This is a genomic window from Mesorhizobium sp. CA16 (genome assembly GCF_020165175.1).
Taxonomy (GTDB): Bacteria; Pseudomonadota; Alphaproteobacteria; order Rhizobiales; family Rhizobiaceae; genus Mesorhizobium.
Genome location: NZ_JAIUHP010000017.1, coordinates 1 through 12,909, shown reverse-complemented (window position 1 = coordinate 12,909; position 12,909 = coordinate 1). Strand labels below are relative to the sequence as shown.

General features: G+C 64.3%; 16 protein-coding genes. 3 read left to right on the top strand and 13 right to left on the bottom strand.

Annotated elements, in window-relative coordinates; translation table 11 throughout:
- Window positions 1-288: 288 nt before the first annotated feature.
- The 3 genes from LB525_RS22070 to LB525_RS22060 form a co-directional block, all read right to left on the bottom strand.
- Window positions 289-819, bottom strand: a complete 531-nt coding sequence (locus LB525_RS22070) for a hypothetical protein (RefSeq protein WP_224547093.1) — start codon at window positions 817-819, stop codon at window positions 289-291.
- A 142-nt stretch (window positions 820-961) separates the two neighbouring features.
- A complete protein-coding gene (locus LB525_RS22065) occupies window positions 962-1,318 on the bottom strand; it encodes a YciI family protein (RefSeq protein WP_224532150.1) in 357 nt (118 codons plus the stop codon).
- The gene (locus tag LB525_RS22060; protein WP_224547091.1) at window positions 1,315-1,731 is read right to left on the bottom strand and encodes a hypothetical protein; all 417 of its coding nucleotides are present in this window, start codon (window positions 1,729-1,731) and stop codon (window positions 1,315-1,317) included. The genes LB525_RS22065 and LB525_RS22060 overlap by 4 nt, the downstream gene beginning before the upstream one ends.
- A gap of 14 nt (window positions 1,732-1,745) precedes the next feature.
- Here LB525_RS22060 and LB525_RS22055 point away from each other — a divergent pair, with 14 nt between their 5' ends.
- Entirely contained in the window at window positions 1,746-2,171 is a 426-nt protein-coding gene (locus tag LB525_RS22055) for an OsmC family protein (RefSeq protein WP_124998336.1), read from the top strand.
- 214 nt (window positions 2,172-2,385) lie between these two features.
- On the opposite strand, the gene LB525_RS22050 is transcribed toward LB525_RS22055, so the two are convergent.
- The 8 genes from LB525_RS22050 to LB525_RS22015 all read right to left on the bottom strand — a co-directional run bounded on the left by LB525_RS22050 (window position 2,386) and on the right by LB525_RS22015 (window position 8,484).
- Window positions 2,386-3,018 carry a YceH family protein gene (locus LB525_RS22050; protein WP_224547088.1) on the bottom strand — a complete coding sequence of 211 codons (633 nt, stop codon included), beginning with the start codon at window positions 3,016-3,018 and terminating at the stop codon, window positions 2,386-2,388.
- Window positions 3,015-3,824: a DNA polymerase beta superfamily protein gene (locus tag LB525_RS22045; protein ID WP_224547086.1), complete on the bottom strand. Its 810-nt coding sequence runs from the start codon at window positions 3,822-3,824 to the stop codon at window positions 3,015-3,017. The genes LB525_RS22050 and LB525_RS22045 overlap by 4 nt, the downstream gene beginning before the upstream one ends.
- A gap of 7 nt (window positions 3,825-3,831) precedes the next feature.
- A complete protein-coding gene (locus LB525_RS22040; RefSeq protein ID WP_140634833.1) occupies window positions 3,832-4,611 on the bottom strand; it encodes a succinate dehydrogenase iron-sulfur subunit in 780 nt (259 codons plus the stop codon).
- Window positions 4,611-5,045, bottom strand: a complete 435-nt coding sequence (locus LB525_RS22035) for a DUF3052 domain-containing protein (RefSeq protein WP_224547084.1) — start codon at window positions 5,043-5,045, stop codon at window positions 4,611-4,613. Before LB525_RS22035 ends, LB525_RS22040 begins: the two co-directional genes overlap by 1 nt.
- 2 nt (window positions 5,046-5,047) lie before the next feature.
- Window positions 5,048-6,883: a succinate dehydrogenase flavoprotein subunit gene (sdhA, locus tag LB525_RS22030; protein WP_224547081.1), complete on the bottom strand. Its 1,836-nt coding sequence runs from the start codon at window positions 6,881-6,883 to the stop codon at window positions 5,048-5,050.
- A 4-nt stretch (window positions 6,884-6,887) separates the two neighbouring features.
- Window positions 6,888-7,283, bottom strand: a complete 396-nt coding sequence (gene sdhD, locus LB525_RS22025) for a succinate dehydrogenase, hydrophobic membrane anchor protein (RefSeq protein ID WP_224547079.1) — start codon at window positions 7,281-7,283, stop codon at window positions 6,888-6,890.
- On the bottom strand, window positions 7,283-7,705 hold the full coding sequence (gene sdhC, locus LB525_RS22020) for a succinate dehydrogenase, cytochrome b556 subunit (RefSeq protein WP_224547077.1): 423 nt from the start codon (window positions 7,703-7,705) through the stop codon (window positions 7,283-7,285). The genes sdhD and sdhC overlap by 1 nt, the downstream gene beginning before the upstream one ends.
- Window positions 7,706-7,932: 227 nt before the next feature.
- Window positions 7,933-8,484, bottom strand: coding sequence for a hypothetical protein (locus LB525_RS22015; RefSeq protein WP_224547075.1), 552 nt, complete (start codon window positions 8,482-8,484; stop codon window positions 7,933-7,935).
- A 344-nt stretch (window positions 8,485-8,828) separates the two neighbouring features.
- Here LB525_RS22015 and LB525_RS22010 point away from each other — a divergent pair, with 344 nt between their 5' ends.
- Complete coding sequence (locus LB525_RS22010) at window positions 8,829-9,176, top strand: hypothetical protein (protein ID WP_095769555.1); 348 nt, start codon at window positions 8,829-8,831, stop codon at window positions 9,174-9,176.
- Between the two features lie 306 nt (window positions 9,177-9,482).
- On the opposite strand, the gene LB525_RS22005 is transcribed toward LB525_RS22010, so the two are convergent.
- Complete coding sequence (locus LB525_RS22005) at window positions 9,483-10,679, bottom strand: GGDEF domain-containing protein (RefSeq protein WP_224547065.1); 1,197 nt, start codon at window positions 10,677-10,679, stop codon at window positions 9,483-9,485.
- Window positions 10,680-10,839: 160 nt separating this feature from the next.
- On the opposite strand from LB525_RS22005, the gene LB525_RS22000 reads away from it, so the two are divergent.
- Window positions 10,840-11,145, top strand: a complete 306-nt coding sequence (locus LB525_RS22000; protein WP_095769553.1) for a hypothetical protein — start codon at window positions 10,840-10,842, stop codon at window positions 11,143-11,145.
- 63 nt (window positions 11,146-11,208) lie between these two features.
- Here the strand turns inward: LB525_RS22000 and leuC are convergent, their stop codons facing one another.
- Window positions 11,209-12,618: a 3-isopropylmalate dehydratase large subunit gene (gene leuC, locus LB525_RS21995; RefSeq protein WP_224547063.1), complete on the bottom strand. Its 1,410-nt coding sequence runs from the start codon at window positions 12,616-12,618 to the stop codon at window positions 11,209-11,211.
- Between the last annotated feature and the right edge of the window lie 291 nt (window positions 12,619-12,909).

The following is a 12,909-nucleotide window of genomic DNA, read 5'->3' as shown; positions in this document are numbered from 1 at the left end:
CGGAGCGGGAGCGAAGCGGACGCGAAGACCCGAGGATCCATTCCGTGACTTTAATCACAGGTGCTGCGGAGCAGAATTCTGCACCGCTGCAACGCTTACAGCTCACGGAAGAGACGTTTCGGCCAATCACGAAGGCAGGCGATCTGATCGCCTTGTGGCGCCGTGGCAAATTCAGGTCAGGCCGAGTCGAAAATGGTGGCTTCCGAGAACCGGAGCGGAGCGTACTTGAAGTACGTGAGCACCGGAAGCGCAGGAAGCCACCATTTGCAGGCCGGCCTCACCTGAATTCTAGTTCACCTCGAAGCCCAGCTTCTGCCGCAATCTCAGCATCCGCTGGTCGGCGATCCTGAGGCTCTGCCCGCCGCCTTGCGCGACGCGGTTCAGCATCCTGAGCAGGTCGTCCCGCTCATGCGGATCGAGGCGCTCGCGCAGGAACGGCGCCAGCTTGTCGATGACGATCGTCGTGTCGTCGATCTGCGCGGCGGCCCATTTGCCGTAGACGACCGCCTCGTCGGTCTTCTTCTGGCTGTCCGCGATCTGCGCGATCACCTCGCGAATGACCGCCTCGCGCTGCGGCAGGACCGGACCGTGCTCCGCGACGATCGCGGTGATCAGCGTCGCCGCCGCCACCACCGGATCGTCGATCGCCGTCAGCGGTGAGAGCGCGGCCTGATTGCGCAATTTCTTGCGACGGATGTTGCCTTGGACGCGCCCGACGACATCGGCGACCTCGCGCGCGGCGTCGCTCATATATTTCAGCCGGTACCACCAGATGGCGGCCGCTCCGAGCAGGCCGAGGATGGCGATCAGGAAAGGCATGCCGAATTTCCCCCGAAATCGCGGCGACGATAAAAGAAGCGCGGCATCGCTTCAACACGCAACGGTTGCGTCCGTGAAGAAACCCTGAAGATGTATCCTAAGAGATAACTTCAACCGGCGTCGCGCCCATGCTGACCGGCGGCTATGAGCCAGGCACGTCGTAGATCGCCCTGATCTCGACCGTGCCGAGCTCCGCCAGCGGGATCTTGGCCGCGATGTCGAGCGCCTCGGCAAGGTCCGCCGCCTCGACCATGACGAAGCCCAGCAATTGCTCCTTGGTCTCGGCGAAGGGGCCGTCGGTCACCAGCACCTTGCCCTTGCGCCGCCGGAGCGATTTCGACGTCTTCACCGACTGCAGCGCCTGCGCAATGACCAGCTTGCCTTGCCGGTCGAGCTCCCGATCATAGCCGAGCGAATCGGCATCGAGCTTGGCCATGCGCTCGGGGGTCAGCGCGTAAAGGTCCTTTTCCTCGCCATAGACCAGCAGCACATATTTCATTTCGAGTTCCCTTTCGTCGATAAATTATAAGAGGCGACGCTGTCGGTTTTGCCTGCCGTCGCCGCATGGTCGAGCAGGCATGTCGCGACGCCGATGATGGCGATGGCCGCCGCCAGCCGGCCGAAGCCAAGCGCCGGCGGATCGAGCCAGAACTCTTCAAGTCGCCTCCCTTTTCGCTCGGGCTTTCCCCAGACCGCAAGAAACAGATTGTCCATCTTAACCTCCATCGGCCGGGAGTGGCCGCCCGCAGGACGGTCGGGCAGACGGGAAGTCGACATTTTTGCATGCTTTTTTTTGAGAATTTTCGAAGCGCCTCGCGCAAGCACAATCATGCCGGGCCATGGATGGTCTTCCGCCGCGCCCGCGCTATAGTTCCTGGGAACGTCGGCGCCCGCCGGCGCAAACCCCGACAAGGCAGGAGGATTCCATGGACCGCACCGCAAACGCCGTCTGGAAAGGCAATCTGAAGGAAGGCAACGGCACGCTGGACACCCAGAGCGGCACCTTGAAGGGCACGCCCTATTCGTTCAAGGCGCGTTTCGAGGACGAAAGCGGCAAATCCGGCACCAATCCGGAAGAGCTGATCGCCGCCGCGCATGCCGGCTGCTACGCCATGCAGCTGTCGCACTTCCTGGCCGAAAACGGCACGCCGGCCGCCGAGCTCGACGCCAAGGCAGTGGTGACGCTGGTGCCCGGCACCGGCATCACCGGCAGCGCCATCACCCTGGTCGGCAAGGTGCCGGGCATCGACGCGGCGAAGTTCAAGGAGCTGGCCGAGAAGGCCAAGGCCGAATGCCCGGTGTCGAAGGCGCTGGGGGCGATCAAGGTGTCGTTGGATGCCAGGCTGGGGTGAGAAACTTCTCCGCAAAGGCTGGTGATCCTTCGCCCCCCTCTCTGCCCTGCCGGGCATCTCCCCCTCAAGGGGGGAGATCAGATGTCGCGTCGGCTTTCGCCAATCGCCGACGGTGAAAGAAGGGCGCCGGCGCCGGAACTGCTAATCTCCCCCCTTGAGGGGGAGATGTCCGGCAGGACAGAGGGGGGCGGCTCGCGCCAGCCTTTCCAGTGAGCTAACCGCCCAGCGCCTCGATCTTGGCGCGCAACCCAGCGACCTCTTCCTCCAGCGCCTTGACCCGCGCCTCGAGGTCGGTGTCCGAAGATGTCGCCGCCGGCTGCCAGGACGCCGCCGCTACCGCTGCCGCTTCCACCGGACCACTCAGCAGATGCACATAGCGCTCCTCGCGCTGGCCGGGCGCGAGTTCGAGCAGCTGGATCAGCGGCGGCCGGCGGCCGATCATCAGGTCGAGATTGCCGCGCAACTCCTCAATCGAAGCAAAGCGCGCCATCCGCTCCGAACGGGCCAGCAGTTCATGCGCCGTCTGCGCCCCGCGCAGCAGCAAGAGGCCGATCACCGCGATCTGCGGCGTGGTCAGCGAAAAGCGCTGCGCCATCAGATGCTCGTAGCGCTCAACGCGCGAGGCGAAGGCCTGGCGCACGAGGCCTTTCTGCTCGAGCGTGCTCAAGGCCCGCCGGACCTCCGTCAGCTCCAGCGCCATGACAGGCTCGCGCGCAGTCTTCTGGTTGGCGGCGGCGTGCGCGCCGTTGAGCGTCAGTGGATAGACGTCCGGCGTTAGCTCCTTCTTCTCGATCAGCGAGCCCAGCACACGCGCTTCGACGGCGGACAGGATGGGGAGATCGGTCATGGGCTTTCTGCCTCCCTGCGATAGAAATCCGTCGCCAGGGCGCGGTTGCGCGCCTGCCGCGCCTCGTCGCGGACTGAACCGGCCAAGTTCATCTCGTGGTGACCATAACGCGCTTCGAGATAACGCGCGATCTCGGTCGGAATAGAGCCAGTACCCAGCTCGCGCGTCACGCGTTTTTTCTCGATAAGCCGCCGGATTTCGCTGGTTGCCTTTGCTGGAATCTCGGTCTCGGCTAGGCAGTCGACCATATTCATCGGCGGCAGCCTGACAAAGTCGCGCTGCTCCATCCAGTCCAGGGCTACGATCGGGCGGATCAGGTAGAAGAGCTTCTTGAGCTTCACCTCTCCGGCAAAGCTGCCGATCTTTGCCACATGTGATCGCGCGAGGCCCAGATAGTGGCGCGAGACCCTAGCTGGATCGACGATCTCGGCAAGTAGGTCGAGAAGGCGGTCCCGAAAACCCTTCGCTTCCTCATATACAATCGGCGACTTGGCCCATTCCACGATCACCGCATTGCCGCCAAGAGCCAGAAGTAAGGCCTTGCGAAGATCCCAACCGCCAGCGTCGATTTCTCCTTCAAGCGGAAACTCGATCACGTCGCGCGGCTGCTCCAGCGCGAGGTGTTCGGCCACGGAACGTATATAGACAAAACGGCAATCATAATCGCTGTCGGGCGACGGAAAACCCCAGGCCCGGCTGCCGCTTTCGATGGCGAAAAGAATTCGCGCACCCTGCGCACGGGCCGTGTCCAGCCGCGCGCGGATCGCCGCGACCGCATCCGGTGCGAAATCGGCAGGCAGCGACATTCCCAGCCTAAACGCGCCTCTCCACCATCATCTTCTTGATCTCGGCGATCGCCTTGGCGGGGTTAAGCCCCTTCGGGCAGGCCTGCGCGCAATTCATGATGGTGTGGCAGCGATAGAGCCGGAACGGGTCTTCGAGATTGTCGAGCCGCTCGCCCGTCGCCTCGTCGCGGCTGTCGATCAGCCAGCGGTACGCCTGCAGCAGCGTGGCCGGGCCGAGGTAACGGTCGCCGTTCCACCAATAGCTCGGGCAGGAGGTCGAGCAGCAGGCGCACAGGATGCATTCGTAGAGCCCGTCGAGCTTCTCGCGGTCCTCGTGGCTCTGCAGCCATTCCTTGGCGGGCGTCGGCGAGACCGTCTTCAGCCACGGCTCGATCGAGGCGTGCTGGGCATAGAAGTTGGTGAGGTCCGGCACCAGGTCCTTGATCACCGGCATATGCGGCAGCGGATAGATCTTCACCGCGCCGGAAATATCCTCGACGCCCTTGGTGCAGGCCAGCGTGTTGGAGCCGTCGATGTTCATGGCGCAGGAGCCGCAAATGCCTTCGCGGCAGGAACGGCGCAGCGTCAGCGTCGGATCGATCTTGTTCTTGATCCACAACAGCGCGTCGAGAACCATCGGCCCGCAATCGTCCATGTCGACGAAATAGGTGTCCATGCGCGGATTCGCGTCATCGTCCGGCGACCAGCGGTAGATGCGGTATTCGCGCAGGTTGGTCGCGCCTTCCGGCTTCGGCCAGGTCTTGCCTTGCTGGACCTTCGAGTTCCTGGGAAGCGTGAGTTCGACCATTACCTGCGGTCCTTTCGGATGACGAGCTTCAGCCCGGACCAGATTTCGTTCACGGCGGCGACCTTGACGTCGACCAGGTCGCGCTTCAGCGCCTCCGACCGGATGACGTCCTCGGTGACGTCGGTCGGCACTTTCGATGCCTTCTTCGGCCAAGAGACCCAGACCATGCCGTCGCGCTTGATCGCCGTCTCGATGCCGGCCAGGCCGTCCTCGACCTCGGCGCGCTGCCGGGTGAAGGCATGCACGGCATCGTATTTCCGGCTGCCCGAGATCGCCGACCACTCGGCGAGCCTGTCGACGCCGGCAAAGGACACCGCCTCGGTCAGTTCATCGAGTTCCGGAGGCAGCGCGATGAAAGCGGCGACCATGCCGTCCCTGAGGCCAAGCTTGGCCGGGAGCGGCGTGCCGGAATATCCCGTGGTCGCTTGCGCCATGGTCAATACACCCGCGCCTTCGGCGCGATCTTGGCCAGGCTGATGCCGCCGTCCTTCTCCGCCAGCAGCGGCTCGGTATGCACCGGCCTGTAGGTCAGCGTCACCTTGCCGTCCTCGCTCAGATGGGCCAGCGTATGCTTGCGCCAGTTGGCGTCGTCGCGCGCCGAGAAATCCTCGCGCGCATGCGCGCCGCGGCTCTCCTTGCGCGCCTCGGCGCCGTAGACCGTGGTGATGGCGTTGGCCATCAGGTTTTCCAGCTCCAGCGTCTCGACGAGGTCGGAATTCCAGATCATCGAGCGGTCGGTGACCTTGATGTCCTTGAGCTCGCCCCAGAGTTCCGAAATGCGCCTGCAGCCGTTCTCCAGCGATTCCTGCGTGCGGAACACGGCGGCGTCTTCCTGCATGGCGCGCTGCATCTTCTCGCGCAGCACGGCCGTTGGCGTCGAGCCGTTGGCGTGGCGCAGCCTGTCGAAGCGCTCCATGATCTTCTCGACCGAGGCCGCGTTGGGCGACGGGATCGCCGACTTGCGGTCGATCACATGGCCGGCGCGGATCGCCGCCGCGCGGCCGAACACGACGAGGTCGATCAGCGAGTTGGAGCCGAGCCGGTTGGCGCCGTGCACCGAGGCGCAGCCGGCCTCGCCGACCGCCATCAGGCCGGGCGACACGCGGTCCGGATTGTCGAAGGTCGGATTGAGCGCCTCGCCCCAGTAATTGGTCGGCACGCCGCCCATATTGTAGTGCACCGTCGGCAGCACCGGGATCGGCTCCTTGGTGAGGTCGACGCCGGCAAAGATCTTGGCCGACTCGGAAATACCCGGCAGCCGCTCGTGCAGCACCGCCGGGTCAAGATGGTCGAGATGCAGGAAGATGTGGTCCTTGTTCTTGCCGACGCCGCGGCCCTCGCGGATCTCCAGCGTCATGCAGCGCGAGACCACGTCGCGTGAGGCAAGGTCCTTTGCCGACGGCGCGTAGCGCTCCATGAAGCGCTCGCCCTCGGAATTGACGAGATAGCCGCCTTCGCCGCGCGCGCCTTCGGTGATCAGGCAGCCGGCGCCGTAGATGCCGGTCGGATGGAACTGCACGAACTCCATGTCCTGCAGCGGCAGCCCGGCCCTGGCTGCCATGCCGCCGCCGTCGCCGGTGCAGGTATGCGCCGAGGTGGCGGAGAAATAGGTCCGCCCATAGCCGCCGGTCGCCAGCACCACCATCTTGGCCGAGAAGCGGTGGATTGTGCCGTCGTCGAGGTTCCAGGCCACGACGCCGGTGCAGGTGCCGTCCGGTTCCATGATCAGGTCGAGCGCGAAATATTCGATGAAGAATTGCGCGTTGTTCTTCAGCGATTGGCCGTAGAGCGTGTGCAGGATGGCGTGGCCGGTGCGGTCGGCGGCCGCACAGGTGCGCTGCACCGGCGGACCGTCGCCATAGTTCATCATATGCCCGCCGAACGGCCGCTGGTAGATCTTGCCTTCCTCGGTGCGTGAGAACGGCACGCCATAATGCTCGAGCTCGTAGACGGCGGCCGGCGCCTCGCGCACCATGTATTCCATGGCGTCGACATCGCCCAGCCAGTCCGAGCCCTTGACGGTGTCATACATGTGCCACTGCCAGGAGTCCGGCCCCATGTTTGACAGCGACGCGGCGATGCCGCCCTGCGCGGCGACGGTGTGCGAGCGCGTCGGGAACACTTTGGTGATGCAGGCGGTGCGCAGCCCCTGCTCGGCCATGCCGAGCGTGGCGCGCAGGCCGGCGCCGCCGGCACCGACGATCACGACGTCGAATTTGTGGTCGACAAAGGTATAGGCGGCAGCCGTGCTGGCTGTATTTGCGTTGGCCAAGACGTCAGCCTCCGAATGCGAGTTTGAGCAGGGCGAACAGCGAAGCGACACCAACTGCCACGCAGAAGAAGGTGTTGAGAGCGATCAGCGCCAGCCTCATGCCTTCGCCATGCACGTAATCCTCGATGATCACCTGCATGCCGATGCGCATGTGGTAGAGCGGCGAGATCAGCACCAGCCCGAGCACGACCACCACGAATGGATTCGCAAGCGCCGCCCGCACTTCCGTGTAGCCGTGGCCATTGACCGCGATCAGGAAGCCGACGAAGAACAGGATGAGCGGTATGTTGGCGATCGCCGTCAGCCGCTGGCGCCAGAAATGCTGCGTGCCCTCGCGCGCCGAGCCCAGGCCCCGCACTCTCGCCAACGGCGTGCGCATGTCCGAATTGTTCGCGCTCATCACAAAGCTCCCCGCGCCATGTAGCCGGCGATCCAGATCAGCAGCGTCAGCACGATCGAGCCGGCGAGCGTCGCCCAGGCGATCCTGGACGCTGTGTGTTTTTCCAGTCCCGCGCCGGTGTCCCAGATGAGGTGGCGCAGCCCGCCCAGCATGTGGTGCATCAGCGCCCAGGTGTAGCCGAAGAGAACAAGTCGGCCGAGCCAGGAGCCGAAGGCCCAGTTGACCCAGTCGAATGCGGCCTGCGAGCTCGAAGCGGCAATCAGCCAGGCCGCCACCAGCAGCGTCCCGAAATAGAGCGCGCCGCCGGTGATGCGATGGATGATCGACATCGTCATCGTGATCGGCGGCCGGTAGATCGTCAGATGCGGCGAGAGCGGCCGTTCACGTCTGGCAACTGCGCGGGTGGCTGGTGATTTGCTCATGGCTCCCCCAGTTCGGCATCCTGAATGCCGAGATGGGAATGCGGCGTTTGCCGCCCCCATTTATGGCATCGGACAGCCGGTTTCTAATGCTCTTTTTGCACCGCGTCAAAGCCGGAAAATCGTTTTGGAAACATCATTTAGTCTGACAAATTGAGGGCCGCGCGCTTCAATCGATTAGCGGCTGTTCCGACGCCGGCGCAGCATTCGTTGCAGTGCAACAAAGAGCGCTATCTCCGACAAGTCTGCGGCGTCGATCCTCTCTTCATCACCAGCGCTTCGCGTCCGTCGATCACGATTGCGTCATGCGTCGCCGCTTCCTGGTAACGGCTGCTCTGGTTGGTGGGTGAGGCCGCGAATTCCTCGGTCGAGCCGTCCGGGCGGACCAGGCGTAACGACGAGCCGAGATTCTGGATGGTGATCATGCCGCCATTGCCGCATCTATAGTTGGCCGTGCCGATGCCGGACCGCGGCACGGTAAGGTCTGTGACGATCTTGGTTGCGGGCGCGCGGGTTGCGGGGGTCTTGGTCGTTGCAGGTGCCGGCGCGGTTGTAGCTACCGGGGCTGTTGCAGGTATCGGGGGTGTTGCAGCTGCTGGCGGCACCACGGGTGCAGCGGACTGCGGGGCCGGAGCAGTCGAGCCAGCGGGTGGGGCGGCATTCGCCACCTTCGGCGCGCCGTCCTGCGGCACGCAGGCCGCGGCCGCCAGAAGCAGCGGGATGGCGATCGACACCCGAACCGTGCGGCCAAAGCTCATGCGCTGCCCTTTCGTGCGCGGCACGCTACAGCAATTCCAGGAAAAAAGTGAACGGTTGGGTTCGGCGCCTTGGCCGTGGCCTTCCGTCCGGAATTGCATCGAAACAACGAGATAGGCGGTTGCCCTTTCCGTAAGACGGTGGACCGCTGTAGCCATGCGGCGCCGCAAGATCAAGTTGACCCTGGGTCAGCCGGCTATCCAGAACCGCGCCCGTCGCCTGATGGAGCTCGATCCTCGAAAATTAACCATGTTCCTTAAGAACCGGCGCCGAAAGCCTCCCGCCTCTTAACAAAGGTTAAGAAAGAGTTAATTTCCGATTCGAACCGGATTCCAGGCGCGCGATCTGCGCGCCGACCAGGGAGAGCGACATGCGTTCGAATTCAGTGCGGATAAGCCTCGCGGCCGCAACGCTGGCGGCGCTGGCGATCGCCGCGCCGGCCGAGGCCGGCTTGCGCCATCACGACCGCGTCTATGCCGATTCCTTCGGCAATCTCGTCATCGACAGCGCCGCCGGCTACAAGCGCATCATCGTCGGCGAAGGCAAGCTCGCGAAAGAACTTTCCCAATACACCGGCGGCCAGCCGGATGTGATCTATGACGATGCGGACGAGACTGGCGCGCCCGGCTGCTACCAGCCGCCGGTGCTGGTCAAGGGCCGCTCCTATATGTACGGGCTTTCCGACGGCGAGATGCCCAATCTCAATCCTTGCCGCTGAAGGCCGCCTGCGTTCGGCTCCGCCACAGCCTGACACGCGCACGCAATCGCGGCCGGCAAGGCCCGGCCTGTCGTCATTCTAGGGCGAAGCAAGGAGCGGAGCGACGCGCGCAGACCCTAGAATCCATGCCGTTCCATTAAGGCGTTGCGGCGATTGCAGAATTTGCACCGCAGCATTCTACGACAGAGGTAACGGCATGGATCCTCGGGTCAAGCCCGAGGATGACGAAATTGCAGGAGCTTCGGGCAATCGCGAACGTTACGATCGCCTTCTGGACTAGCAGGGGTTGCGCCGGGCCTGGATGTATCAGCCGACGGCGAGCGGCTCGGCAGCGAAGGCGGTTTCAGGTCTCTCATAGGAAAGCCGCACGCTGTCGCGGCCATTCTTCTTGGCTTTGTAGAGCGCCTCGTCGGCGCGCCGCATCAACGGCATCAGCCCTTCCCTGCCGGAGCGGGCGGCGACGCCGAAGCTGGCGGTCACCCTGACGCCGGGCGGCAGGCCCTCGATCGCGCCGGCCGAATAGAAGGCGCGGATCGCTTCGGCAAAGAGCCTTGCCGCCCCCAGGTCGCTGAGCGGCAGAAGCACGGCGAACTCTTCGCCGCCGATGCGGCCGGCGGCCCCGCGCGCGCCGGTGGCGGAACGCAGCTTGGCGGCGAAGTCGGCGATCACCCGGTCGCCTGCCTCATGGCCGTGCCGGTCGTTCAGCGCCTTGAAGTGATCGAGATCGGCAAGCACCAGCGCGACGGGAAATCCGGCCTTGCCGCACTGGTCGAGCAATAGGTTCGCCCGCTCCTCGAAGCCGCGGCGATTGAGGATGCCCGAGAGCGGGTCGGTATGGGTCTCGTCCTTCAGCGCCCTCATCACATCGAGCGCCGCCGCCGTGAACAGGCTAAGCGCGATCAACAGCGACAACAGCGCGTGCGAAAGCAGCGCCGTCGTCCAGTAGGACGAGCCGTAGAAGCCGTCATAGCTGGGGAACGGCCCGTGCGCGATGACGACGACCAGCGTGCGGGCGATGAAGTTCAGCCCCGAAAACAGCGACAGCACGAGCAGGATTTTCTCGGTTGGGCCGTTGTGGCGCACCGTTCTCAGTTCGGCGCCGACCAGCAGGCTGAGCGCGCCGAAGCCGAAATTCATGACAAGCACGCGCCAGGTGAGGTCCGGCTGGACGAACATGAACCAGACGAAGGCGGCGAGCCCGCCGCCGGTCACGATTGCGATACCGACATAAGGCACGCGTCGCCCGTAGCGCGCGACGATCGCGCTGGAGAGGCAGCAGGCCGCGATCGTGAAGCAGATGTTGGAAACGAGCTTGGTCAGCGCCACGCCGATCGGAAGCGTGAAATATTGCAGCAGGAAACCCGGCGCCGACAGGCAGTAGCTCGCGCCGAGCACAGCCAGATACGGTCGATGGCGCTGATAGGACCACAGCACGAGGAACGCAGCGCCGAGCGCCAGCGCTATCGTCGGATTGAGCAGCGCTATGAGCAGACCGGTGTCCAAAAGACTGCGACTTTTCCCAACTTACCCAACGGGAGATACTAGGACGCAAGCCCAAACAAGCGGTTAAGTCTCGATAGATACATCGCATGCCACGCGGAACCGGCCTGCCGGAGCGGCGTTGTCCGGCCAGACAGGAGACGCCAGACGGGAGACGATCGAGATGGCGGGCACGATCACTTTGACGAACCACGATGAAATCCGCTCCTGGGCGGCGGCGCGCGCCGGCTTCCCGGCCATCGTCGACGTCTCGCCCGAAGCCGGAACGCAGCCCATGCTGCGGCTGGTTTTCGGGCAGCAGGCTTATGAAGACACCGACCGCCCGGAGCGTCCGATCAACAGCGGCGGCTACGAACTCGTGGAGTGGGACGAGTGGTTCAGGATTTTCGACGAGCGGCAGCTGGCCTTGGTCGTCGCCGCCGACGAGCCCGGCCGGCGCGAGGAGTTTCACGAGATCATTCGCAGATAGATCGCTGAAAGCAAAAGGCCCGGACGTCGTGTCCGGGCCCTTGTTGAGAGACGCGGCCGGCTGTTACTTCCAGTCGCGGATGTCGACGAAGTGGCCGGCGATCGCCGCGGCCGCCGCCATGGCCGGCGACACCAGATGAGTGCGGCCCTTGAAGCCCTGCCGGCCCTCGAAATTACGGTTCGAGGTCGAGGCGCAGCGTTCATGCGGCTTCAGCCGGTCGTCGTTCATGGCCAGGCACATCGAGCAGCCCGGCTCGCGCCAGTCGAAGCCGGCGGCGACGAAGATCTTGTCGAGGCCCTCGGCCTCCGCCTGTTCCTTGACCAGGCCCGAACCCGGCACGATCATGGCATTGACGCGCGGATTGACCTTCTTGCCCTCGACCACTTTGGCTGCGGCGCGCAAGTCCTCGATGCGGCCATTGGTGCAGGAACCGATGAAGACGCGGTCGAGCTCGATGTCGGTGATCTTGGTTCCCGGCGTCAGCCCCATATAGTCGAGCGCGCGGATCTTCGAGCTGCGCTTGTTCTCGTCAGCGATCTCTTGCGGATCGGGCACGGTACCCTGCACCGAGACGACGTCCTCGGGCGAAGAACCCCAGGAGACGATCGGCGGCAGTTTCTGCGCGTCGAGCACCACGACCTTGTCGAAATGCGCGCCTTCGTCGGATTGTAGGGTCTTCCAATAGGCGAGCGCCGCATCCCAGGCGGCGCCCTTCGGGGCGCGCGGCTTGTCCTTGACATAGGCGAAGGTCGTCTCGTCCGGCGCGATCAGGCCGGCGCGGGCGCCGCCTTCGATCGACATGTTGCAGATCGTCATGCGGCCTTCCATCGACAGCGAGCGGATCGCCTCGCCGGCATATTCGATGACGTAACCGGTGCCGCCGGCGGTGCCGATCTCGCCGATGATGGCGAGGATGATGTCCTTGGCGGTGACGCCTTCCGGCAGCTGGCCGTCGACGCGCACCAGCATGTTCTTGGCCTTGCGCTGGATCAGCGTTTGGGTGGCGAGCACATGCTCAACCTCGGACGTGCCGATGCCATGCGCAAGCGCACCGAACGCCCCATGCGTGGAGGTATGGCTGTCGCCGCAGACGATGGTCATGCCGGGCAGCGTGAAGCCTTGCTCGGGCCCGATGATGTGGACGATGCCCTGGCGGACATCGTTCTCGGAATAATAGTCGATGCCGAAATCCTTGGCGTTCCTGGCCAACGCCTCGACCTGGATGCGGCTTTCCTCATTCTTGATGCCGAACTTGCGCTCGGGCGAGGTCGGCACGTTATGGTCGACCACGGCCAGCGTCTTTTCCGGATGCCGGACTTTTCTGCCGCTCATGCGCAGACCTTCGAAGGCCTGCGGGCTGGTGACCTCGTGCACAAGGTGGCGGTCGATATAGAGCAGGCAGGTGCCGTCGTCCTGACGGTCGACCGTGTGGTCGTCGAAGATCTTGTCGTAGAGGGTGCGCGGTGCGCTCATGTGCGTAAATCCGTCGATATGAGAATGGGAAAAGGACGCCGGCAATCCGGCGCGACGACTGCGATCGGTCGGTTCAGCGAAGTCGGCTGGTGAGCGCGCCGCAGACGCGCGCGGAGAAACGCGACGGCAGGCGCTTTCTGTCCTGCAGCACGAAACCCTTATAGGCCGGATCGCTGAAAAGCTTTTCCATGGCGCGGTAGATAGCAATGTTTTGCCTTTTCGGCAATTAGCGGCCGGAACCTGGTTCCTCGCCCCACGAAGTGGGGAGAGGTGGCTCGGCGAAGCCGAGAC

What these genes read in the sequence shown, in the direction of transcription:
- sdhC (WP_224547077.1), bottom strand. Translation starts at nt 7,705, where the DNA reads ATGAGCAAATCACCAGCCACCCGCGCAGTTGCCAGACGTGAACGGCCG.
- LB525_RS22070 (WP_224547093.1), bottom strand. Translation starts at nt 819, where the DNA reads ATGCCTTTCCTGATCGCCATCCTCGGCCTGCTCGGAGCGGCCGCCATC.
- leuC (WP_224547063.1), bottom strand. Translation starts at nt 12,618, where the DNA reads ATGAGCGCACCGCGCACCCTCTACGACAAGATCTTCGACGACCACACG.
- LB525_RS22010 (WP_095769555.1), top strand. Translation starts at nt 8,829, where the DNA reads ATGCGTTCGAATTCAGTGCGGATAAGCCTCGCGGCCGCAACGCTGGCG.
- LB525_RS22065 (WP_224532150.1), bottom strand. Translation starts at nt 1,318, where the DNA reads ATGAAATATGTGCTGCTGGTCTATGGCGAGGAAAAGGACCTTTACGCG.
- LB525_RS22035 (WP_224547084.1), bottom strand. Translation starts at nt 5,045, where the DNA reads ATGGCGCAAGCGACCACGGGATATTCCGGCACGCCGCTCCCGGCCAAG.
- LB525_RS22050 (WP_224547088.1), bottom strand. Translation starts at nt 3,018, where the DNA reads ATGACCGATCTCCCCATCCTGTCCGCCGTCGAAGCGCGTGTGCTGGGC.
- LB525_RS22000 (WP_095769553.1), top strand. Translation starts at nt 10,840, where the DNA reads ATGGCGGGCACGATCACTTTGACGAACCACGATGAAATCCGCTCCTGG.
- LB525_RS22055 (WP_124998336.1), top strand. Translation starts at nt 1,746, where the DNA reads ATGGACCGCACCGCAAACGCCGTCTGGAAAGGCAATCTGAAGGAAGGC.
- sdhD (WP_224547079.1), bottom strand. Translation starts at nt 7,283, where the DNA reads ATGAGCGCGAACAATTCGGACATGCGCACGCCGTTGGCGAGAGTGCGG.
- LB525_RS22045 (WP_224547086.1), bottom strand. Translation starts at nt 3,824, where the DNA reads ATGTCGCTGCCTGCCGATTTCGCACCGGATGCGGTCGCGGCGATCCGC.
- LB525_RS22040 (WP_140634833.1), bottom strand. Translation starts at nt 4,611, where the DNA reads ATGGTCGAACTCACGCTTCCCAGGAACTCGAAGGTCCAGCAAGGCAAG.